Genomic DNA, 20,110 nt, shown 5'->3' with positions numbered 1-20,110 from the left:
TAGCGTGGTGCTCATGACCTCCGCAGATGCCGCGTCCGACTGGCTCACCCGCGTCGGCGTCTTCGATCTTGAGACAACCGGAGTCGATGTCGTCCACGACCGGATCGTGACCGCGCACGTTGGCGTCCTCGACGCGAAGGGGCGAGTGATCGCTTCTCGCAGTTGGATCGCCGACCCCGGCGTGCCGATACCCGACGGCGCCGCCGCGATCCACGGCATCACCACCGCCCGCGCTCAGCACGAGGGTCGCCCCGCCGCCGAGGTGGTCAGTGAGATCACCGACGCTCTGCGCGCTCTCTTCGACCAGGGGCTGCCGGTCGTCGCCTACAACGCGTCCTACGATTTCTCGCTGCTGCACCATGAAGCGCTGCGCCACGACATTCGCCCGCTCGAGAATCCCTCGCCGGTCATCGATCCGCTCGTGATCGACAAGCGGGTCGACCGATACCGTCGCGGAAAGCGCACGCTCACCGCGGTCGCCGAACACTATGCGGTTCCGCTGACCGACGCACATGAGGCGTCTGCCGACGCGATCGCCGCCGGTCGCGTCGCACTCGCTCTCGCTGAGCGGTTCGCGCTGGCGTCCTCCGCCGGAGAGTTGCACGTGCAGCAGATCGGCTGGGCGCGTTCTCAGGCAGAGAGCCTCACCGAGTACTTCATCCAGATCGGTCGCCTGGACGCTACCGAGACGCTCGACGGCTCCTGGCCCGTCCGTGTCGACGCGAGCAGCACCTGACGACTCACACGCGCACCGCGGTACGCTGTGCCGATGGAGGACGTGTTCGGCTGGGCGACGATCGCCTTCATCGTGGCGATCGGCCCTGTTCTCCTGATCTGGGGCGTCGCGCGCGTCTTCAGCCCGCGCCCTCTCGAGACGAAGTACACCGGCTCGGGGCTGGGAGGTCTGGGCGGAGCGTTCGACGCCGTCTGGTCGCCGTCCGCTGCGGAAGCCGGTGCCGAGCGAGACCGTCAGCATCGGCGCACTGCTCCTGCTCCCTCCCCCGGTGATCCGCCGGATCTCGCGCAGAACGGTCGCATCATCATCACGCCGCCCGATGCGGAGCGCGCCGCGGGGTGAACACGCCGAGGGGTCCTGACATGCAGACGCAAAAGACCCCGCCGAAGCGGGGTCTTTTGGGAGCGGACGCTGCTTAGTTGCTGCTGCCGCCGAAGCCCTTGAAGCGCTGGTTGAACTTCTCGACGCGACCGGCCGAGTCCATGATGCGCTGCTTGCCCGTGTAGAACGGGTGCGAAGCCGACGAGATTTCCACGTCGATGACGGGGTACTCCACGCCGTCCAGCTCGATGGTCTTGTCGCTCGAGACGGTCGAACGGGTGAGGAACGTCTCGCCCGAGCCGAGGTCGCGGAACACGACTGCCTGGTAGTCGGGGTGAATGTCAGTCTTCATGGGATTCCTTAAGTGGTGCCCTGGATTGTGCCAGGGGCGAGGGAAGTCTGCGGCGCGAATCCGCACCAAGGATCAATCCTAACAGACGCGAGCGTCAGCCTGCGGAGCGCGCCGCGTAGCGTCCGGCCTCATGCGTCAGAGCGATCGGCATGCCGAAGGTCTCCGTGAGCGCCGCGGCCGTCAGAGTCTCGCCCAGCGGGCCCGCGGCGACGATGGCTCCGTCGCGGAGCAGCAGCACATGGGTGAAGCCGACCGGGATCTCCTCGACGTGGTGCGTGACCATGACCATCGCCGGCGTCATCGGCGACTGCGCATACTCACCGAGAAGGATGAGAAGCTCTTCGCGAGCGCCGAGGTCGAGACTCGCGGTCGGCTCATCGAGCAGCAGGAGCTCCGGGTCGGTCATGACGGCGCGCGCGATCTGGACGCGCTTCTGCTCGCCGTCGCTGAGCGTTCCGAACGTGCGCTCCGCGAGGTGCTCGAGCTTCCATTGTGCGAGGACGCGGCGGGCACGGCGCTCATCGAGCGATTCGTACTCTTCATTCCAGCGCCCTGTGACCGAGTAGGCGGCGGTCATCACAGTGTTGAGCACCGTCTCCGACGCCGGGATTCGACGTGCCATCGCAGACGAGGCGAAGCCGATGCGCGGGCGCAGCTCGAAGACGTCGACGTGCCCGAGCGTCTCCCCCAGGATGTCCACGCGGCCCGAAGTCGGGTGCATGAGGGTGTCAGCAAGCTGCAGCAGCGTCGTCTTGCCGGCGCCGTTCGGGCCGAGGACCACCCAGCGTTGGTCATCCTCGACGGAGAGGGTCACGTGATCGATGATGTTTCGGCCGTCGCGACGCACGACGACATCGCTGAATTCCAGGGCGCCAGACATGGTCCCCAGCCTATCGGCTCACGCACCCAGCTCCGTGTAGAGGCTGCGCGTCGTGTCGGCGATCGCCGCCCAGCTGAACTCCTGCGCGGTGCGGTCCCGTCCTGCCGCCCCATAGGCGCCCGCGCGGTCTGGATCCATCGCGACCTCTGAGAGGACAGCGGCGAGGTCCGTGACGAAGCGATCGGGATCGACGGGCGTCCCTGTGCCGTCCTGGAGCTGCTCGATCGGCACGAGACGCCCAGTGACGCCGTCATCGACGACTTCGGGGATGCCGCCGGTCGCCGTCCCCACGACGGCCGCGCCGCATGCCATGGCCTCCAGGTTCACGATGCCCAGGGGTTCGTAGACAGAAGGGCAGACGAAAGTGGTGGCCGCAGAGAGGATCGCCGAGAGCTGATCCCGCGGAAGCATCCGCTCGATCCAGACGACGCCGTCGCGCGACTGCTGCAGCGCGCGCACACCCGCCTGCACCTCGGCCATGATCTCGGCGGTGTCGGGAGCCCCGGCACAGAGCACGAGCTGCACCTCGGGCGGAAGGAGCGCGGCGGCGCGCAGCAGATAGGGCAAGCCCTTCTGCCGGGTGATCCGCCCGACGAACACGATGGACGGACGATCCGGATCGATCCCCTGGGCCCGCACGAAATCGGGGTTGTGCACGGGATGCCACGCCTCGACGTCGATGCCGTTGTGAATGACCCGCACGCGTTCGGGATCGACCTGCGGGTAGCTGCGCAGAATGTCCGCGCGCATCCCCGCACTCACCGCGATGATCGCGTCCGCGTTCTCATAGGCGAGCCGCTCGATGCCGCTGCTGACCACGTAGCCACCGCCCAGCTGCTCCGCTTTCCATGGCCGCAACGGCTCGAGGCTGTGCGCAGTCAGCACATGCGGGATGCCGTGCAGCTGCGACGCGAGGTGGCCGGCGAAGTTCGCGTACCAGGTGTGACTGTGCACGATGTCGGCACCGGCGATGTCGGGAACCATGACCAGATCTGTACCGAGCGTCTGCAGCGCAGGGTTCGCGGAGGCCAGCTCGAGGGGCGTTCGATAAGAGTTCGTCCCCTGTTCATCCCGGTCGGATCCGAAGGCACGAACCTGCACATCGACGTGCGGTCGCAGGGCTTTCACGAGCTCTGCGACGTGCACTCCGGCCCCGCCGTAGATCTCGGGCGGGTACTCCTTCGTAATCATGTCGACGCGCATGTTCTGAACGCTAGTACAAGGCGGTAATCGGCATCTATGGTGGAGCCATGTCGGCACCGTTGAAGGTTTTCGGGATCATCCTCGCCGGCGGCGAGGGAAAGCGACTCATGCCTCTCACGATGGATCGCGCCAAACCCGCGGTGCCGTTCGGCGGGCAGTACCGACTCATCGACTTCGCGATCTCGAACCTCATCAACTCGGGGCTCCGCCAGGTGGTCGTGCTCACGCAGTACAAGTCGCACAGCCTCGACCGGCACATCTCGACGACGTGGCGGATGTCTTCTCTGCTCGACTCCTATGTGACCTCGGTACCCGCCCAGCAGCGCCTCGGCAAACGGTGGTTCACGGGCTCCGCGGACGCGATTCTGCAGAGCCTCAATCTCGTCAACGACGAGAAGCCAGACATCGTCGTGGTCATCGGGGCCGATCACGTCTACCGGATGGACTTCCGGCAGATGCTCGAGGCGCACGTCGCGTCCGGCGCGAAGGTCACCGTGGCCGGAATCCGCCAGCCCCTCGCCCACGCGTCCCAGTTCGGCGTCATCGATGTCGCCGCCGACGGCTCAGGCCGGATCCACCAGTTCCTGGAGAAGCCGACGGATGCCACGGGCCTTCCCGACTCCCCGCACGAGGTTCTCGCGTCCATGGGCAACTACATCTTCGATGCTGACGCGTTGATCGCCGCGGTCGAGGAAGACGGCGAGCTGCCGACGTCCGGACACGACATGGGCGGCGACATCGTGCCGTACTTCGTCGAACGCGGCGAGGCAGGCTTCTACGACATGAAGCAGAACGAGGTTCCAGGGTCATCACCGCGCGACCGCGCCTACTGGCGGGATGTCGGAACGATCGACTCCTTCTTCGACGCCCACATGGATCTGATCTCCACTCTGCCCGTGTTCAACCTCTACAATATGCGCTGGCCGATCCGGTCGCAGGCGGTGAACTCGCCGCCCGCGAAGTTCGTCCGCGATTCGGTGGGCCGCATCGGCAACGCGATCGATTCGATCGTGTCGCTGGGGTCGGTGCTGTCCGGCACGCACCTCGAGCGCAGTGTGGTGGGTCCGTGGACGCTCGCCGCAGGCGGTTCGACCATCACGGAGTCAGTGCTCTTCGAAGGTGTTCAGGTGGGCGCCGGGTCGCGTGTGCACCGTGCGATCCTCGACAAGAACGTCATTCTCGCGGATGGCGCCACCGTCGGTGTCGATCGAGAGCGGGACCTCTCACGGGGATTCACGGTGACGGATTCGGGCATCACCGTGGTCGGCAAGGGCGTGCGCATCGAGGTCTGAGCGCCCGCTACGCTCGGAGCGTGACCGTTGCGCGCTTCCTTGTCGTCCTCGATGCCGATTCCACCCTTCTGCAGGATGAGGTGATCGAACTCATCGCCGACGAGGCGGGTCGTCGCGCAGAGGTGCAGGCCGCGACGGAAGCGGCGATGCGCGGAGAGATCGACTTCGCGACCAGCCTCCGCTCACGCGTCGCGGCGCTGCAGGGCGTCCCTCTGGAGGCGTTCGAGCGAGTGCGGACACGCGTGCGTCCGACCGTGGGCGTAACGGAACTCACCACCGCCGTGCATGCGCGTGGCGGCGTCGTGGGCGTGGTCTCCGGCGGATTCCACGAGGTGCTGGATCACATCGCCCCCGGGCTGGGCGTCGACCGATGGCGCGCCAACCGGCTCGGTCTCGTGGACGGCGCGCTCTCAGGTCTCGTCGAGGGCGAGATCGTGGATGCGGAGGCGAAGGCGTCCTCGCTGCGCGAGTGGGCAGATGAACTCGGGGTCCACGTCAGCCGCACGATCGCGATCGGTGACGGCGCGAATGATCTCCGCATGATGGATGCTGCGGGCCTCGGCATCGCCTTCAACGCGAAGCCCGCTGTCCGGGCCGCCGCGAACCTGGTGATCGGGCCGCAGGACCTCAGCGCGGTCATCCCCCTTCTTCCCTAGCTGGCGTACTCATGGCCAATGTCCAAGGCACGGCGTAGCGTGGCGGACATGGACATCATTCTCGTACCGGGACTCTGGCTCGACGAAGACAGCTGGGCTGAGGTGACGCCAGCGCTTACTCAGGCGGGGCATCGAGCGCATCCGCTGACGATGCCGGGCACCGGAGTCGCGGCCGCCCAGAGCGCACAGATTGGGATCGCCGAGTGGGTCCGCGCCGTGACAGACAAGATCGATGAGCTGCGCAAGCCCGTCGCTCTCGTCGGTCACAGTGGCGGCGGCAACGTGGTGTGGGCCGCCGCGTCCGAACGGCCAGAGCAGGTCAGACACGTCATCTTCGTCGACACCGTTCCGCCCGCCGACGGACACGGCATCAACGAGCTTCCCGTCGTCGACGGCGTCGTCCCGTTCCCCGGGTGGGACTTCTTCCCCGCGGAAGAGGTCGACGACCTCGACGAACACACGCGCACGCGTACTGCAGCGGCCGCGAAGAGCGTGCCGGCACGGATTCCCACCGATCCGATCGTGCTCTCGCACGAGGCGCGTTACCGCATTCCGGTCACGCTGCTGATGGGCTCCTTCGACGAGCAGTCGCTCGCCGAAGAGATCGCGAACTGGGGTCCGTTCGCGGCCGAGTACGACGCGATCGAGACGTCACGCGTGGTTCGTCTGGACTCCGGTCACTGGCCGCAGTTCTCGCAGCCGCAGAATCTCGCCACTCAGATCGTCGACGCCCTGCGCTGAGACTGCTGCAGCGTCAGTGGCCCATGCCAAGGCCGCCGTCCACCGGAATGACCGCGCCGGAGATGTAGGCGGCGTCGTCGGAGGCGAGCCAGGTTACGACACCCGCGACCTCATCCGCGCTCGCGAAGCGTCCGGCGGGGATGTTGGCCTCGTACTGCTTCTGGGTCTCTTCGGGCAGTTCCGCCGTCATGTCCGTCTCGATGAAGCCGGGCGCCACCACGTTGGCGGTGATGCCGCGACCGCCGAGTTCGCGTGTGAGCGAACGAGCGAAGCCGACAAGGGCGCTCTTCGACGCCGAGTAGTTGATCTGTCCCGCCGAGCCGTAGAGACCCACGACACTCGAGATCAGGATGACGCGGCCGAACCGCGCCCGCAGCATCGCCTTCGACGCACGCTTGACCACTCGGAAGGTTCCGCCGAGGTTGGTGGCGACGACGCTGTCGAAGTCATCCTCCGTCATACGCAGCAACAGGGTGTCCTTCGTGATGCCGGCGTTCGCGACGACGACCTCGACAGGGCCGAGCGTGTTTTCTACCTCGGTGAAAGCGGCGTCGAGAGCAGCCGCATCCGTCACATCGGCCCGCACCGTGAGCGTGCCCTCGGGACCTTCGCCGCTGCGAGCGGTGACCGCGACGCGGTAGCCGTCGCGAACGAAACGCTCGGCGATGGCGCGGCCGATACCGCGGTTTCCACCGGTGACAAGAACGACGCGGTCAGAGGTCATGAGTTTGTTCTCCCAGAAGAGCGAAAGCGGGCCGCACCAGCCTAGCGACCTCCTGTGCATCCTGTGCAGCAGACGAGTTGACACGCTCTCGCTTCGGCTGGAACGCTGAATCCATCGATGAAGGAGCACTGTGAGCGACAACACCTCTGCGGGAGGATTCCCAGACCAGCCGAGCCAGGTCTCGCCTCCCCGGCCCGGTTCCCCCGAGACGCCCTACCCCGGTGCGCCGACCAGCGATCCCGCACCGCGTACGGTCGCGTATGGCGCGCCGCCCGCACACCCCTACGGTGCACCGCCTGCGCTTTCGTATGGAGCACCGCCCGCATCTGCCTACGGTGCACCGCCTGCGCCTGCGCCTGCGCCTGCGCCTGCGCACGGGGCACAGGGATACGCGCCTCCGGCATACGGGGCAGCGCCCACATACTCGGCAACTCCCGGCTCCCCATATCAGGGACACGCAGCGCCTGCACCGCAGGGCTACGTCGTCCCCACGTACCCGCTTCCTCCTGCTCCTCGCCCCACGAGCGGCCTCGCCGTGGCCTCCTTGATCTCCGGGATCATCGGCGTCCTCTTCGGAATCTTCGGAATCGGCATCGCAGCGGCGATCGGGGCGATCGTCACGGGACACATGGCATCGAGCCGGCTTCGTGCCGATCCCGCTCTGGGCGGGCGCGGCCTCGCGATCGCCGGACTGATCATGGGCTACGTCGTCACAGCGTTCGCTGCGCTGTTCCTCGTCGGGTTCCTTTTCCTCCTGTTCGGAGTTGCCTGGTTCGCCTGAACCGCACGCGCTGGGGCCGCCGATGCGCCCCGAGCGGCGTAGGCTGGAAGCACCGTGAAGGCTTCCAGACACACCCCCTCGCTCACCTCGCTTCCGCGCGCGCCGCGCGACGAGGAGAGCGCGCGTGTGCGCCACTACATCATCACGATGGGCATTCGCGTCGTCTGCTTCATTCTGATGGTCGCGGTCACGCCGTACGGCTGGTACACCTGGGTGTTCGGCATCGCGGCGGCTGTGCTCCCCTACTTCGCCGTCGTGATCGCGAACGCGGGCTCAGACAACAAAGAGCCCACCGCAGAATCTCCGCAGATGCAGCTCGCGCCTCCCCCGCAGGACCCGGTCGCGCCGCCCGAGGAGCAGCCGCGCACGATCACACTGCATGAGTCGAGGCTCCTCGACGCACAGAACGACGACGCTGATGGTGATGATGAATCGAGCCGGCAGTGAGCGTCGAATGCTCGCGCGCCGCCTGCCGCGAGATCGCCACGCACCGCATCGTCTGGCGAAACCCCCGCATCCATGCCGCAGACAGAGAGAAGATCTGGTTGGCCTGTGACGAACACCTCGAGTTCCTCAGCGAGTATCTGCGCGCCCGAGACTTCCCCGTCGAGATTCGCGAGGGTCTGTCGTGAGGCGTGAGTGGGTGCTGCGCTGGTCGGGATACGTCGCCGTGGCGATCGTCTTCGCGATCGTGTGTGTCTGGCTGTCCAACTGGCAGTTCGAGCGCAACGAGAGCCGTTCGGTCGAGCTCGCGCTGGTCGCGCAGAACTACGACGTCGATCCCGTGCCGCTCGATGAGCTCCTGGCCCCGGGTGAGACGCTCAGCGAAGATCACACCTGGCGTCCTGTGCGTCTGATCGGCGAGTACAACGTGGATGATCAGGTCCTCGTCCGCAATCGCCCCCACGGGGGCACCAGCGCATTCGAGGTGCTCGTACCGCTGCGCATGGCGGACGGACGCGAGTTCCTCGTGAATCGCGGATGGGTCGCGCCGGGAGAGAGCGCCACACCGGATGTCATCCCCGCTCCCCCGAGCGGGCAGGTTGAGGTCATCGCGCGCCTCCGGCCCAGCGAGCCTCTCCCGCCTTCTGGGCGCACGTCGGCCCCTCCCGGGCAGGTACCGACGATCCATCTGGAGACGGTTGCCGCCGTCCTCGGCGATGACTCTCTGGAGACGGGCGCGTTCGGCGAGCTGGTGAGCGAGAGTCCCGCACCCGACACCCGCCCCGCGGCTCTTCCCGCTCCGACAGAAGACCCCGGACCCCATCTTTCCTACGCGATTCAGTGGATCCTCTTCGCCCTCATGGGCTTCATCTTCATCGGGTACATCATTCGCACCGAGGTCGTGAAACATCGCGAGGACGCCGAGGGCGCGCCCGCAGTCGAGAAGCGTCGTCGCCGGGATCGCGATGCCGACGAAGAAGACGAGCTTCTCGACGCGCACGTCTGAGCGCAGCGCGCGGCCGGCATGGCAGAATCCGCTTCCGGCCGCGCGCGCGAACTGACTCGGCCGCCGCTCAGGCGAGTTCGATGAGGTCCTGGTACTCCTGGCTCCAGATGTCCTCGACGCCGTCCGGAAGGATCAGCACGCGCTCGGGGTTGAGCGCCTGGACAGCACCGGGGTCGTGCGAGACCAACACGACCGCGCCTTCGTAGTGCGCGAGTGCGTCGAGGATCTCCAGACGAGACGCCGGGTCAAGGTTGTTCGTCGGCTCATCGAGAAGCAGCAGGTTGGCCGAGGACACGACGAGCGTCGCGAGAGAGAGTCGCGTCTTCTCACCGCCGGAGAGCACCCCGGCGGGCTTGAGCACATCGTCACCGGTGAACAGGAACGACCCGAGGACACGACGCGCTTCTGTCTCGGTGATGTGCGGCGCGGCCGAGACCATGTTCTGCAGAACCGAGCGATCGACATCGAGGTTCTCGTGCTCCTGCGCGTAGTACCCGATCTTGAGGCCGTGACCGTGCTCGATCGTTCCAGTGTCGGGCTCGTCGACGCCCGCGAGCATCCGGAGCATCGTCGTCTTGCCGGCACCGTTGAGACCGAGGATCACGACCTTGGAGCCGCGATCGATCGCGAGGTCGACGGAGGTGAAGATCTCCAGCGCGCCGTAGGACTTCGACAGCCCGGTCGCCATGATCGGGGTCTTGCCGCACGCTGCGGGCTTCGGGAAGCGCAGCTTCGCGACCCGGTCTTCCTGGCGGACATCCTCGAGACCGGCCAGCAGCTTCTCGGCACGGGCGACCATCTGGTGCGCGGCGGCCGCCTTCGAAGCCTTCGCGCCGAATCGGGCGGCCTGCTGCTGCAGGGTCGTGGCCTTCTTCTCGGCGTTCGCGCGCTCCTTCTTGCGCCGCTCTTCGTCGGCAGCGCGCTGACGAAGATAGTTCTTCCAGTTCATGTTGTAGGTGTCGATGACCTGGCGGTTCGCGTCGAGGTAGAAGACGCGGTTGACTGTCTCGCCGACGAGCTCGACATCGTGACTGATCACGATGAGCCCGCCCTTGTAGTTCTTGAGGAACTCACGCAGCCACACGACGCTGTCGGCGTCGAGGTGGTTGGTGGGCTCGTCGAGGATCATGGTCTGTGCATCCGAGAACAGGATGCGTGCGAGCTCGATGCGGCGGCGCTGACCGCCCGAGAGGGTCGACAGCGGCTGGTCGAGGATGCGATCGGGCAGCGAAAGGTTGTGCGCGATGGATGCGGCCTCGGCCTCGGCCGCATAGCCGCCCAGCGCTTCGAAGCGCTCCATGAGGTTGCCGTAGCGCCGCATCGCCTTCTCGGCGACGGCGGGGTCGTCGGATGCCATGAGGTGTGACGCCTCGGTGATGTTGATGTGCAGCTGACCCAATCCACGTGCGTCGAGGATGCGGGTGCGCGCGAGGTCTTCGGGGTTACCCGTGCGCGGGTCCTGCGGCAGATAGCCCAGCTCGCCGTGGCGGTCGACCTTGCCGCCCGAGGGCAGCAGGTCGCCGGCGAGCACCTTCGTCAGGGTCGTCTTGCCGGCGCCATTGCGACCGACCAGTCCGATCTTGTCGCCATCGGCGACGCGGAACGAGACATTCTCCATGAGGAGGCGCGCTCCAACGCGGATCTCGAGATCGTGCACGGCAAGCACAGCGGACGTCCGTTCGTTGAGGTGGGTAGATGACCGAGCGGTCAGCCCCCCAGTATATGCGGCGCGCCCGAGCGTCTGCTTTTCTCCGCAGGGACAAGATCACTCCAGAGAGGGAGGCGGATAGCGCCACGGGTGGATGCTGCAGGGCGGTCGCCGTTTCTACGGTGGACGGATGGACGTGATCAATGAGCTCATTCTGCAGGCCGTCGCCTCCCCCTGGCTTGTGCTCGTGCTGCTGCTCGTGACGATCATCGACGGGTTCTTCCCTCCTGTCCCCAGCGAGACCGTACTGGTCGCCGCAGCCGCCGCTGCGTCAGCGACCGGGAATGTCGGGACCATCGTGCTCCTCGGTGTCGTGGCGGCCTTCGGAGCCACGATCGGCGACAACATCGCGTTCCTGCTCGGACGCCGAATCGGCACCGAACGGTTCGCATGGATGCGCAGGCCGCGGGTGCGCTCCGCGTTCGCGCACGCTGGTCGTGCACTCGATCGGCGCAGTGCCTCGCTCATCCTCTGCGCCCGGTACGTGCCGGTCGGACGGGTCGCGGTGAACATGTCCGCAGGGGCACTCGGGTTCGCATGGCGTCGGTTCCTGCCCCTGAGTGTCGTCGCGGGCGCGAGCTGGAGCCTGTTCAGTGTCATGATCGGTCTGGCTGCGGGTGCGTGGCTGAAGGACCAGCCGCTGCTGAGCGCAGTGCTCGGAATCGTGATCGCTCTGAGCATCGGCCTCGTCATCGATCGGGTCGCGGCGTTTCGCCGGCGTCGCGCCGCCGTACCGCAGCTGGCAGGATGATTCGCATGACCGGCCGTTCTCGTCCCGTGCGATCGCCAGCGGCCGACGGTCAAATGCGCCGAACCCGCCCCGTCGTGGCACTCGTGCTGCTGTCTGCGGCAGGAGTCACGATCCTCTCGGTCATGATCCCGTTGCTCGCCGTCGCCTACGGCGTGCCGCTTTCCCTGTCGTTCCTGCTCTCGGCAGCGCTCTGTGCGGTGCCGTTGCTGTTCATCGTCGCGCCGCGCGCGGCGCTGATCCTCTTCGCTGTGGCGGTCATCGCGCTCCCCATCGTCGTCGACTCGGTACAAGCCCGTTCCGCACCATGGCCGTGGTCGGTCCCCGCGCTGCTCGCGTTCATCCTCGCCATCGTGACCATCACCCTTCACGCAGGGTTCCGTCGCGGCGCGCTGGTACTGATCATCGGCGTGGGGGCGTCGCTGGCAGCTCCCCTTCTCCGCGGAGACCTCACCAGCACGGCCGACGCCGCCGCGGTCGTCACCGCGAATCTGATCGTCGCGGCGTCCTGCTCCGTCGTCGCCTACGTGATCGCCGCGTTGATCAGGGCTCGCAGGAACGTGGCGGCGGAGCTCGAGCGTGAGCGTGAGCACACCGCCGTTGAACAAGCGCGGCGAGCCCTCGTGGAAGAGCGAACCCGCATTGCGCGTGAGCTGCACGACGTGATCGCACACAGCCTCTCGGTGATTCAGGTGCAGTCTTCGACCGCGCGCTTCCGCATCCCCGATATCGCCGAGGGAGCCGCACAGGAATTCGACGACATCGCTGCGACAGCGCGCAGGTCGCTGACCGAGATGCGACGGATGCTCGGCGTCCTGCGCACCGAAGATCACGCGGCCGAGCTCACTCCGCAGCATCGCATCTCTGACATCCCGTCGCTCATCGAGACGATGCGTCGCACCGGGGTGGGCATCAGCCTCTCGATCGAGAACGCGCAACTGTCGGCGACGGCCTCTGAGGGGGTTCAGATCGCCGCCTACCGAATCGTGCAGGAAGCCCTGAGCAATGCGGTGCGTCACGCCCCCGGCGGCACCATCGCGGTGCGGCTGACGACGGACGAGGGGATGCTGCGCGTGCACATCAGGAACGAGGCATCCGTGTCGCCTCCTCCGCCTCACGCCGGTGGCTTCGGCCTGCGCGGCATGCGTGAGCGCGCTGAGGCACTCGGCGGCTCGCTGTCCGCAGGGCCCGGTGCCGACGGGGGCTGGACTGTCGATGCGACCCTGCCGCTGTCCGCAGACCCGCCCACCCCCATCGACAAGGAGAGCGTGTGAGTATTCGCATCCTCATCTCCGACGATCAGGCGATGATTCGCGCGGGCTTCACGGCTCTGCTCGACATCCATGAAGACATCCAAGTGGTGGGACAGGCGTCCACGGGCGCAGAGGCGATCACCGCGTCCGCCCGCCTCAGCCCGGACGTCATCCTCATGGATGTGCGGATGCCCGAGATGGACGGCATCGAAGCGACCCGGCGGATCCTCGGCCCCTCGTACCCAGCCGCGAGCGTGCCCCGGATTCTGATGCTCACCACGTTCGACATCGACGACTACGTGTACGACGCCCTTGCGGCCGGTGCCAGCGGCTTCCTCCTCAAGGACGCCCTCCCAGAAGAGCTCGTCCACGCTGTCCGCGTGATCGCCGGAGGCGATGCCCTGCTTTCGCCCAGCGTCACGCGCCGAGTCATCGAGCAGTTCGCCGGGAACCGGCCACGGAGCATCCGCGACAGCACCGCCCTCGCAGCGCTCACAGAACGCGAGCGCGAGGTTCTGGTTCTCATCGGTCGCGGCCGCTCGAACACGGAGATCGCGGCCGACCTCTTCATCTCCGAGCAGACGGTGAAGACGCACGTCGGCAAGATCCTCGCGAAGCTGAACCTTCGTGATCGCGTCCATGCCGTGATCCTCGCGTACGACACTGGCCTCGTCGCCCCCTCCGCCTGAACCACGAGCGAATCACCCCTGAGTAGGGGTGCAGGTCCGCACTCCAGGGTGATGTGCCGGCTGACACCGGGTTCATAGCCTCCAAAGACATCCCATCCGAGGAGGACCCATGGCTCTTGTCTCCGCACCAGCGACACCGCGCAGCAGCACGCACGACAGCGCTGCGCTGCGGGATCCGGGCATCGACCTCGTCCGCGCCCTTTGCGTGGTGGGGGTCGTCCTGCTGCACGCGATCATGGTCGGTGTGACAATCGAGGACGGCGCACCCGTCTTCGAGAACGCCAGCGTCGGAACCTGGTGGATCGTGCCGGTCAGCTGGCTCCTGCAGGTGATGCCGCTGTTCTTTGTCATCGCCGGGTTCTCCGGGCTGCTCTCGTACCGCAGACACCGGGTGCGCGGCGGGTCGGATACCGCCTTCGTCGCCGCCCGCGTTCATCGACTGCTCCGCCCTGCGTTGTACGCCGTCGGCATTGTCGGAACGGCGCTCACGGTTCTGGTGATGTGCGGGATCCCGGCCGACTTCGTCGCGACTGCCGGATTCCGTTACGGACAACCCCTGTGGTTCCTCGCCGTCTTCCTCGGCTGCCAAGCGCTGCTTCCCGCTCTCACCCAGATGCACGACAATGCACCACTGCTCTCGATCGGCGCGCTCTCCACGCTCGCGCTCACTGTGGACATTCTGCGCGCGCTGACCGGGAACGACGGCCTGGGCTTCCTGAATCTCGCCTTCGTCTGGATCGCCCTCCAGCAGCTGGGATTCTTCCTGGCCGACGGCACCATCGATGCGCTGGCACGCCGTACACGTGGCGTCCTCGCGCTCTCCGCCACGGCCACGCTGTTCCTCGCGTGCGCCTTTGGGATCTTCTCCCCTGATCTCATCGCGAACATCAACCCGCCGACGACCGCCCTGCTGCTCGTGGGGCTCGCGCACACGAGCGTCTTGTCGCTGTATCGCTCGTGGGTCACCGGGTTCAGTCGACGACCGCTCGTCGCGCGGGTCACCGCGTTCATCACGCCCCGAACCATGACGATCTACCTCTGGCACATGCCGGTTCTGCTCACGATGGCCGGCCTCACCTCGGCTTTCGCACTGCACAGTGGGCTGCGCCTTCCGGCGTTGAGCAGCGTCGACTGGTGGACGCAGCGCCCGTTCTGGCTCGTGACGACGCTCGCTCTGACGGCGCTCGTTGCCCTCCTCCTCGCACGGTGGGAGTCGGGGGTCCCGACGCCGTCGACGGCCGGCGCGGCGGTCACGGGTGCCGTCCTGCTCGGTGTGGGCGGCACCCTCGCACTGCTGATTCTGGGAACCTCACCTCTCACCGCGGCCTTCGCCGTCAGCCTGTATGTCATCGCCCTGCGCCTGGCTGCGCGGCGCTCTTCTGTCAGCCCCGAGGGTTACGCAAGACCGCGTGCACTCAGCGCGTCCCCGACGTCGTCGGCATGACGCAGGACCCGCACGAGCACGGGCAGCAGAGCATGGCGTCCCATCCGCACCCCTCGCGCGGCATGTGCCGCCCGCACCTGAGCGAACACGTCCGCGACGAACGGCACGAGGGTCAGAGCGAGCATCAGGGTCAGCGCGACCGCATCCGCATTGACTCCCAGCGGACGCAACGGTCGCAGCATCCGATGCAGCGTGTCGAGAAGCGCGCCGACCGGCGTCGTGAGGGTCAGCAGCGCGGCCAACAGCATCAGAACCACGACCCGCGACGTGTTCACCACGGCGACCTCGGGCGAGACGAACACCGCCAGAGCGCCTCCGAGCACGAGAATCAGCCAGCGCAACCGCCACGTCTCACGCAGGATCGTCGCATCGTGGAACCCGGCGATGAGATAGAGCACGATCGTCGCGCTCAGTGCGATCCCCGCCGCCAGGAGGTCGTGCACCGCGGCCATGATGACGATGGCACTCAGCGCAAGCAACGCGAGCTTCACCCCCGCGGGTACACGGTGCAGGCAGCCCGTTCCCGGGCGATACAGCGGGATCACGCGTGCATGCCTCGATAATGCCGGAGGACGGCGGGCGGTTCGTCCGCCGCGATGACGCGGCCCTGATCGAACAGCACGGCGATGTCACAGCGCGCGGCCAGTTCGAGATCATGGGTGACGAGCACTACCTGGGCATCGATCTCCTCCAGCAGGAGCGTGCCGATACGCCGGGCGTTGCCCAGGTCAAGCAGGGTCGTCGGTTCGTCCGCAACGATCAGCGCCGGTCCTGTCACCAGAACCGAGGCGATCGCGAGCAGTTGCTTCTGCCCGCCGGACAGCGTGGACGCCGGAGCATCCGCGAGGTCAGAGAGTCCGTGAACTGCGAGTGCCTGCGCGACGCGCACACGCTGATCTTCTGCACCGAGGCCACCGCTGCGAAGTGACAGCGCCACGTCCTCGGCCACGGTCGGCATGAGGATCTGTGCATCCGGTGACGAGAAGACGAAGCCCACGCGCCGGCGCACGGCCGTACGCTGCGCGACAGGGTCGAGCCCGTGCACCCGCACATTCCCCGACGTCGCAGGCACAAGCCCGTTGAGCAGCCGAGCGAAGGTCGACTTGCCCGAGCCATTCGCCCCGATCACGGCGATGCGAGGAGCATCGAGGTCCAGACTCACCCCGGTCAACACGGTCCGCGCCCCGAAGGCGACCTCGACGTCCTCCAACCGGATCGAGGTTCCCGTGGCGTGAGCGTCGGCGCACTCGCGAACGTCAGCGGTGCGACGGGACAGGCGCATGGTCAGGGGTGGTCGCCGTGCGGCTCTCGAATGCGGTGCCGAAGGCGGGCGGATACGCCCGGTACAGTGCGAGCGAGAGGCCTGTGGCAACGGCAGCCTTGAGCAGATCGCCGGGCAGGAACACAAGGCTCGACACGGCCGTAGGCAGGAGATCGACGCCGGTCACGAGGGCCTGGACCGGGACACCGAAGAGGTAGACCATGAGGATGCCGCCGAGCAGCGCTCCGAGGATGACTCGCCACGCGCGCAGCGTCGACGCGCCTCGACGGACGATGAGACCGATCACGATGACACCCGCGATCCAACCGAGCATGTATCCGGCGGTCGGCCCCACGAACACGCCGAGTCCGCCACGACCGCCTGTCAGCACCGGAAGTCCGACGGCCGCGAGAGCGAGCACCGCGAGGATGGCCAGTGATCCACGCCAGGCCCCCAGCACGATGCCGGCGAGCATGACGCCGAGCGTCTGCCCCGTGATCGGAACGCCACCCGGCACCGGCACCATGACGGTGCCGAGTGCGATGATGAGCGCGGTGAAGATGGCGATGCGAGCGAGGTCACGAGCATCGAGGCGGGTGGGAGCTGGCACGGGATCTCTCTTCCTGAACAGTGTTCACATGAACGGCGTTCAGTATAGTGAGAACATGATGGCTGCGCGCAACCCGAGACACGACCGCGAGAGCGTCACGGATGTGGCACTCTCTCTGCTCGATCAGGTGGGCCTCCCCGATCTCTCAATGCGTCGACTCGCTGCCGAGCTCGACGTCCAGCCGAGCGCTCTCTACTGGCATTTCGCCAACAAGCAGGAGCTTCTCGCTGCCGTGGCCGACCGCATCGTCAGTCAGATTCCTCAGCGTTCTGCGGACAGCACCGATACCGCAACACGCCTGTTGCTGACCGCGCGCAGCATCCGCGACGCTCTGCTCGCCTATCGCGACGGCGCCGAGGTCGTCCAGAGCACTGCCGCCCTGCGGCTCGGCGCGACGCGCGCGACCGAGATCATCCGAGACGCGATCCTGGACGCGCCGCTGGCCCCCGACGTCCGTTCGGATGTCGCGGATGCGGTGCTGCAGTTCATCCTCGGGCACACCATGCTCCTGCAGCAGCGGATGCACGCGGCGAGCCATGGGGCGGATGCGGGAGAGGAGAACCCGTTCGCCGACGAGTCGTCGCGTGTCTTCGACACCGGCATCGCGCTCTTCTCTGCCGGGATTCCTCTCAGCGGCGCTCTTCGATCGGCGCAGAGCCCAGCCTGAGCCCCGGAACGATCCCGCCCAGCACGAGGAGAAGTCCCACGCCGAAGACGGCGAGGAAACCGGAGGCGACCGGCGATACCGTCGCGAATGCGAGACCCGCGACCGCTATGGCCACGGCCGCACCCGTCGCGTCGGAGATCGACAGCGCCGCCGAGTTGAAGCCTTCTGTCCCCGGCCGGGAGAACGCCAGAGTCAAGACCGTGAGGCGTGGGTACAGCAGGCCCATGCCGCCTCCGGCGAAACCCCAGCCGATGATCGCCAACCAGGGCGCCGCGCCGCTCAGCGCCACGATGAGCACCGACACCATGCCGATCCCCAGCAGAAGCAGACTCAGAGCGGCGATGCGACGGCTTCCGATCGCCTCGCCGTAGCGCCCTTGAAGTGCCGACCCACTCGCCCAGGCCAGGGCTGCGAGCGTGAGTGCAAGGCCTGCCCAGGTCGGGCTGAAGTCGAACTCCGCCATCAACAGAAACGGAATGTACGCCTCGGCCGCGAAGAATGCTCCCGCGACGATCCCGCGCAGCAGAACGACACTCGGAAGCCCGGGGCGCGCCCGCAGCATCCCCTTCGGGACGAGCGGGACGATCGCGATCGCGATCACGAGGACACACCCCGCCGCAGCAGCCCAGCCGAGGACGCCGGGGACTTCGGCCGCGAGGCCGACGCCGACCGCCGACAGCGCGATCACAACCGCGAGGAACATCCGCAGCCCGATCCTGGCTTCGGGCGTCGATGCCCCACCCTCCGCGGGATCCGCGACGATCGGCCCCAGTGGAGCCGCGCGCAGCTTCACCGCCACGATCGTGAAGGCGATCACAACGAGCACCGCGACGCCCAGGAACGCCCATCGCCAGTGCAGGAACTCGGTCACCGCGCCGGCGAGGAAGGGTCCGATCATCGACGGGACCACCCAGGCTGCCGCGAACACCGCGAAGATGCGCCCGTGCAGGTGCGCGGGGTACACACGGGCGACGACGACATACAGCGCCACCGTCTGCGCACCCGCGCCAAGCCCCTGCACCAGCCGCCCCAGAAGGAAGACGGGCATCGTGGTCGCGATACCCGCCACGACCAGCCCGATGATGAAGAGGATCACCGCCGCGTACAGCGGCCGGCGAGGCCCCGCACGATCCGACCACGCGCCCGCGGCAACCATGCCGATCACGCTCGTCGCCAACGTACCGGCGAAGGCGACCGCGTACAGAGCCATGCCGTCAAGGTCCTCTGCGACCACGGGCATCACCGTGGTCACGGCGAGAGACTCGATCGCCGCGAGGAAGATGAGTGCCGCCGCACCCAGGGAGATCCCCAGCCGCTCTCGATCCCAGATCGTGAGGGCGCGCACCTCCGCGCTCATGAGGCGAGCATCCGACCGATGCGCGCGATCGCCTCGGTGATGATCTCAGGGCTCGTACCGAAGTTCAGGCGCACATGACCGGCCCCTTCCGCACCGAAGGCTGGCCCGAAATGCAGCGCGACCTTCGCATCACGCAGGATCGCGCGAGAGGGGTTCTCCCCCAGGCCCGCGTCGGACAGGTCGATCCACGCGAGATATCCCGCATCCGGGATCCGATATCGCGCCGACGGAACGTGCGTCGCGAGGAGATCGGCGACAAGACGACGGTTCTCGTCAAGGGCCGCGAGGAGGCTGTCCAACCATGAGTCGCTCTCGGAACGGAATGCCGCGACGGCGGCAAGCAGGCCGAACTGTCCCGTCCGCCAGAAGACCTCGTCCGGAAGAGTGTGGAAGACAGCGGCCGTCGCATCGCTGCCCGCAATCATGAGCGCGCACTTGAGCCCCGCGAGATTGAACGCCTTGCTCGCACTCGTCACGACGTAGCCGACGGCCGAAGCCGCATCACCTGCCGCCAAAAACGGTGTGAACCCCGTGGCGGGCTGCGCCAGCGGCGCGTGGATCTCATCCGAGATCACGACGGCGCCGAACCGCGCGGCCAGCTCAGCCAGTGCGGAGAGCGAGGTTCGAGAGTGGACCGTACCCGTCGGATTGTGGGGGTTGCAAAGCAGGATCGCCCGTGCACCGTCGGCGAGTTCAGCTTCGATGCCCGCGAGGTCGAGCTCCCAGCCGTCTCCGATGTCACGCAGCGGCACCCGGGTGACGACACCGCCCGCCTCGGAGACGACATCGTAGAACGGCGGATACACCGGGGGGTTCACGATGACCCGGTCCCCCGGGACGATCAGCACGCGCAGGAGCTCGACGATCCCCATGCTGACATCTGCGGTCGTGCGCACACGGGACGCATCCACATGCCATCCGTATCGGCGGGCGGCGAAGGCAGCGAACACCTCGGGCAAGGCCGTCTGCCCCGCCACATATCCGGTGTCGCCGATGCTCACGGCGCGCTGCAAGGCCGCCTCGACCTCCGGGGCGAGCGCAAAATCCGTCTCTGCGACGAAGAGGGGCAGCACGTCCTCCGGGTACGTGCGCCACTTCGCACTCGTGCGGTCCCGGAGTTCGTGCAGAGGGAGCGCGCGCAGAGCAGAAGTGGTCATGAACTCAGCGTAGTGACCCCCGGACACGACAGAGCGCCTGCGTGCATTCCGGATTCTCTCCGAAATTGCACACAGGCGCT

General features: G+C 67.1%; 24 protein-coding genes. 14 read left to right on the top strand and 10 right to left on the bottom strand.

The genetic code is table 11. The features are described from left to right. The first annotated feature begins 13 nt into the window (after positions 1-13). Together AC1REM_RS11230 and AC1REM_RS11225 are read left to right on the top strand one after the other, a co-directional pair. Positions 14-736, top strand: coding sequence for a 3'-5' exonuclease (locus tag AC1REM_RS11230; RefSeq protein ID WP_492514708.1), 723 nt, complete (start codon positions 14-16; stop codon positions 734-736). A gap of 33 nt (positions 737-769) precedes the next feature. Then, entirely contained in the window at positions 770-1,078 is a 309-nt protein-coding gene (locus AC1REM_RS11225; protein WP_492514707.1) for a hypothetical protein, read from the top strand. A 73-nt stretch (positions 1,079-1,151) separates the two neighbouring features. Here AC1REM_RS11225 and AC1REM_RS11220 read toward each other — a convergent pair whose 3' ends face one another. The 3 genes from AC1REM_RS11220 to glgA form a co-directional block, all read right to left on the bottom strand. Further along, on the bottom strand, positions 1,152-1,409 hold the full coding sequence (locus AC1REM_RS11220) for a type B 50S ribosomal protein L31 (protein ID WP_204939891.1): 258 nt from the start codon (positions 1,407-1,409) through the stop codon (positions 1,152-1,154). Between the two features lie 94 nt (positions 1,410-1,503). After that, positions 1,504-2,289: an ABC transporter ATP-binding protein gene (locus AC1REM_RS11215; protein WP_492514706.1), complete on the bottom strand. Its 786-nt coding sequence runs from the start codon at positions 2,287-2,289 to the stop codon at positions 1,504-1,506. An 18-nt stretch (positions 2,290-2,307) separates the two neighbouring features. Next, positions 2,308-3,492 carry a glycogen synthase gene (gene glgA, locus AC1REM_RS11210; RefSeq protein ID WP_492514705.1) on the bottom strand — a complete coding sequence of 395 codons (1,185 nt, stop codon included), beginning with the start codon at positions 3,490-3,492 and terminating at the stop codon, positions 2,308-2,310. Positions 3,493-3,539: 47 nt separating this feature from the next. Here glgA and AC1REM_RS11205 point away from each other — a divergent pair, with 47 nt between their 5' ends. The 3 genes from AC1REM_RS11205 to AC1REM_RS11195 are packed head-to-tail and all read left to right on the top strand — an operon-like array spanning position 3,540 to position 6,181. Then, positions 3,540-4,784: a glucose-1-phosphate adenylyltransferase gene (locus AC1REM_RS11205; protein ID WP_204939888.1), complete on the top strand. Its 1,245-nt coding sequence runs from the start codon at positions 3,540-3,542 to the stop codon at positions 4,782-4,784. Between the two features lie 20 nt (positions 4,785-4,804). After that, entirely contained in the window at positions 4,805-5,440 is a 636-nt protein-coding gene (gene serB, locus AC1REM_RS11200; RefSeq protein WP_492514704.1) for a phosphoserine phosphatase SerB, read from the top strand. Positions 5,441-5,488: 48 nt separating this feature from the next. Beyond that, a complete protein-coding gene (locus AC1REM_RS11195; RefSeq protein WP_492514703.1) occupies positions 5,489-6,181 on the top strand; it encodes an alpha/beta fold hydrolase in 693 nt (230 codons plus the stop codon). Between the two features lie 13 nt (positions 6,182-6,194). Here AC1REM_RS11195 and AC1REM_RS11190 read toward each other — a convergent pair whose 3' ends face one another. Next, on the bottom strand, positions 6,195-6,905 hold the full coding sequence (locus AC1REM_RS11190) for a beta-ketoacyl-ACP reductase (protein WP_492514702.1): 711 nt from the start codon (positions 6,903-6,905) through the stop codon (positions 6,195-6,197). A 130-nt stretch (positions 6,906-7,035) separates the two neighbouring features. Here AC1REM_RS11190 and AC1REM_RS11185 point away from each other — a divergent pair, with 130 nt between their 5' ends. Genes AC1REM_RS11185 through AC1REM_RS11170 form a run of 4 tightly spaced genes read left to right on the top strand, consistent with a single transcriptional unit; the run spans position 7,036 to position 9,136 of the window. Beyond that, complete coding sequence (locus tag AC1REM_RS11185; RefSeq protein ID WP_492514701.1) at positions 7,036-7,686, top strand: DUF4190 domain-containing protein; 651 nt, start codon at positions 7,036-7,038, stop codon at positions 7,684-7,686. 54 nt (positions 7,687-7,740) lie between these two features. After that, positions 7,741-8,133: a DUF3099 domain-containing protein gene (locus AC1REM_RS11180; protein ID WP_492514700.1), complete on the top strand. Its 393-nt coding sequence runs from the start codon at positions 7,741-7,743 to the stop codon at positions 8,131-8,133. Beyond that, on the top strand, positions 8,130-8,318 hold the full coding sequence (locus tag AC1REM_RS11175; protein WP_492514699.1) for a hypothetical protein: 189 nt from the start codon (positions 8,130-8,132) through the stop codon (positions 8,316-8,318). Before AC1REM_RS11180 ends, AC1REM_RS11175 begins: the two co-directional genes overlap by 4 nt. Next, positions 8,315-9,136, top strand: coding sequence for an SURF1 family cytochrome oxidase biogenesis protein (locus AC1REM_RS11170; RefSeq protein ID WP_492514698.1), 822 nt, complete (start codon positions 8,315-8,317; stop codon positions 9,134-9,136). The genes AC1REM_RS11175 and AC1REM_RS11170 overlap by 4 nt, the downstream gene beginning before the upstream one ends. A 67-nt stretch (positions 9,137-9,203) precedes the next feature. On the opposite strand, the gene AC1REM_RS11165 is transcribed toward AC1REM_RS11170, so the two are convergent. Beyond that, positions 9,204-10,802 (bottom strand): ABC-F family ATP-binding cassette domain-containing protein, encoded by a 1,599-nt coding sequence (locus AC1REM_RS11165; protein WP_492514697.1) that lies wholly within the window; start codon positions 10,800-10,802, stop codon positions 9,204-9,206. A 172-nt stretch (positions 10,803-10,974) separates the two neighbouring features. Here AC1REM_RS11165 and AC1REM_RS11160 point away from each other — a divergent pair, with 172 nt between their 5' ends. The 4 genes from AC1REM_RS11160 (at position 10,975) to AC1REM_RS11145 (ending at position 14,978) form a co-directional block, all read left to right on the top strand. Then, the gene (locus AC1REM_RS11160; RefSeq protein WP_492514696.1) at positions 10,975-11,595 is read left to right on the top strand and encodes a DedA family protein; all 621 of its coding nucleotides are present in this window, start codon (positions 10,975-10,977) and stop codon (positions 11,593-11,595) included. 53 nt (positions 11,596-11,648) lie between these two features. Continuing rightward, positions 11,649-12,866, top strand: coding sequence for a sensor histidine kinase (locus AC1REM_RS11155; protein ID WP_492514695.1), 1,218 nt, complete (start codon positions 11,649-11,651; stop codon positions 12,864-12,866). After that, entirely contained in the window at positions 12,863-13,534 is a 672-nt protein-coding gene (locus AC1REM_RS11150; RefSeq protein WP_492514694.1) for a response regulator, read from the top strand. The genes AC1REM_RS11155 and AC1REM_RS11150 overlap by 4 nt, the downstream gene beginning before the upstream one ends. A gap of 109 nt (positions 13,535-13,643) precedes the next feature. Next, positions 13,644-14,978 carry an acyltransferase family protein gene (locus tag AC1REM_RS11145; RefSeq protein WP_492514693.1) on the top strand — a complete coding sequence of 445 codons (1,335 nt, stop codon included), beginning with the start codon at positions 13,644-13,646 and terminating at the stop codon, positions 14,976-14,978. On the opposite strand, the gene AC1REM_RS11140 is transcribed toward AC1REM_RS11145, so the two are convergent. Genes AC1REM_RS11140 through AC1REM_RS11130 form a run of 3 tightly spaced genes read right to left on the bottom strand, consistent with a single transcriptional unit; the run spans position 14,930 to position 16,849 of the window. Next, positions 14,930-15,523, bottom strand: coding sequence for a CbiQ family ECF transporter T component (locus tag AC1REM_RS11140; RefSeq protein WP_492514692.1), 594 nt, complete (start codon positions 15,521-15,523; stop codon positions 14,930-14,932). The two genes, AC1REM_RS11145 and AC1REM_RS11140, sit on opposite strands and share 49 nt — an antisense overlap. Continuing rightward, positions 15,520-16,260, bottom strand: a complete 741-nt coding sequence (locus AC1REM_RS11135; RefSeq protein ID WP_492514691.1) for an energy-coupling factor ABC transporter ATP-binding protein — start codon at positions 16,258-16,260, stop codon at positions 15,520-15,522. The genes AC1REM_RS11140 and AC1REM_RS11135 overlap by 4 nt, the downstream gene beginning before the upstream one ends. After that, a complete protein-coding gene (locus AC1REM_RS11130; protein ID WP_492514690.1) occupies positions 16,235-16,849 on the bottom strand; it encodes a biotin transporter BioY in 615 nt (204 codons plus the stop codon). The genes AC1REM_RS11135 and AC1REM_RS11130 overlap by 26 nt, the downstream gene beginning before the upstream one ends. Positions 16,850-16,877: 28 nt before the next feature. Between AC1REM_RS11130 and AC1REM_RS11125 the strand changes: the two genes are divergently transcribed. Further along, the gene (locus AC1REM_RS11125; protein WP_492514689.1) at positions 16,878-17,516 is read left to right on the top strand and encodes a TetR family transcriptional regulator; all 639 of its coding nucleotides are present in this window, start codon (positions 16,878-16,880) and stop codon (positions 17,514-17,516) included. On the opposite strand, the gene AC1REM_RS11120 is transcribed toward AC1REM_RS11125, so the two are convergent. Together AC1REM_RS11120 and AC1REM_RS11115 are read right to left on the bottom strand one after the other, a co-directional pair. Further along, entirely contained in the window at positions 17,479-18,873 is a 1,395-nt protein-coding gene (locus AC1REM_RS11120) for an MFS transporter (protein WP_492514688.1), read from the bottom strand. The genes AC1REM_RS11125 and AC1REM_RS11120 overlap by 38 nt on opposite strands. After that, positions 18,870-20,030, bottom strand: a complete 1,161-nt coding sequence (locus tag AC1REM_RS11115) for a MalY/PatB family protein (protein WP_492514687.1) — start codon at positions 20,028-20,030, stop codon at positions 18,870-18,872. Before AC1REM_RS11115 ends, AC1REM_RS11120 begins: the two co-directional genes overlap by 4 nt. Positions 20,031-20,110: the final 80 nt, after the last annotated feature.

Source organism: Microbacterium sp. GW823-FHT02G05 (genome assembly GCF_058797175.1).
Note: the sequence above shows the minus strand (reverse complement) of the source record. Positions and strands in the feature narration are given on the sequence as shown.

Coding starts and splice junctions, on each gene's coding strand:
- AC1REM_RS11145 (WP_492514693.1), top strand. CDS start 13,644: ATGGCTCTTGTCTCCGCACCAGCGACACCGCGCAGCAGCACGCACGAC.
- AC1REM_RS11230 (WP_492514708.1), top strand. CDS start 14: ATGACCTCCGCAGATGCCGCGTCCGACTGGCTCACCCGCGTCGGCGTC.
- AC1REM_RS11225 (WP_492514707.1), top strand. CDS start 770: ATGGAGGACGTGTTCGGCTGGGCGACGATCGCCTTCATCGTGGCGATC.
- glgA (WP_492514705.1), bottom strand. CDS start 3,492: ATGCGCGTCGACATGATTACGAAGGAGTACCCGCCCGAGATCTACGGC.
- AC1REM_RS11205 (WP_204939888.1), top strand. CDS start 3,540: ATGTCGGCACCGTTGAAGGTTTTCGGGATCATCCTCGCCGGCGGCGAG.
- AC1REM_RS11125 (WP_492514689.1), top strand. CDS start 16,878: ATGAACGGCGTTCAGTATAGTGAGAACATGATGGCTGCGCGCAACCCG.
- AC1REM_RS11215 (WP_492514706.1), bottom strand. CDS start 2,289: ATGTCTGGCGCCCTGGAATTCAGCGATGTCGTCGTGCGTCGCGACGGC.
- AC1REM_RS11120 (WP_492514688.1), bottom strand. CDS start 18,873: ATGAGCGCGGAGGTGCGCGCCCTCACGATCTGGGATCGAGAGCGGCTG.
- AC1REM_RS11190 (WP_492514702.1), bottom strand. CDS start 6,905: ATGACCTCTGACCGCGTCGTTCTTGTCACCGGTGGAAACCGCGGTATC.
- AC1REM_RS11155 (WP_492514695.1), top strand. CDS start 11,649: ATGCGCCGAACCCGCCCCGTCGTGGCACTCGTGCTGCTGTCTGCGGCA.
- AC1REM_RS11115 (WP_492514687.1), bottom strand. CDS start 20,030: ATGACCACTTCTGCTCTGCGCGCGCTCCCTCTGCACGAACTCCGGGAC.
- AC1REM_RS11160 (WP_492514696.1), top strand. CDS start 10,975: ATGGACGTGATCAATGAGCTCATTCTGCAGGCCGTCGCCTCCCCCTGG.
- AC1REM_RS11195 (WP_492514703.1), top strand. CDS start 5,489: ATGGACATCATTCTCGTACCGGGACTCTGGCTCGACGAAGACAGCTGG.
- AC1REM_RS11135 (WP_492514691.1), bottom strand. CDS start 16,260: ATGCGCCTGTCCCGTCGCACCGCTGACGTTCGCGAGTGCGCCGACGCT.
- AC1REM_RS11220 (WP_204939891.1), bottom strand. CDS start 1,409: ATGAAGACTGACATTCACCCCGACTACCAGGCAGTCGTGTTCCGCGAC.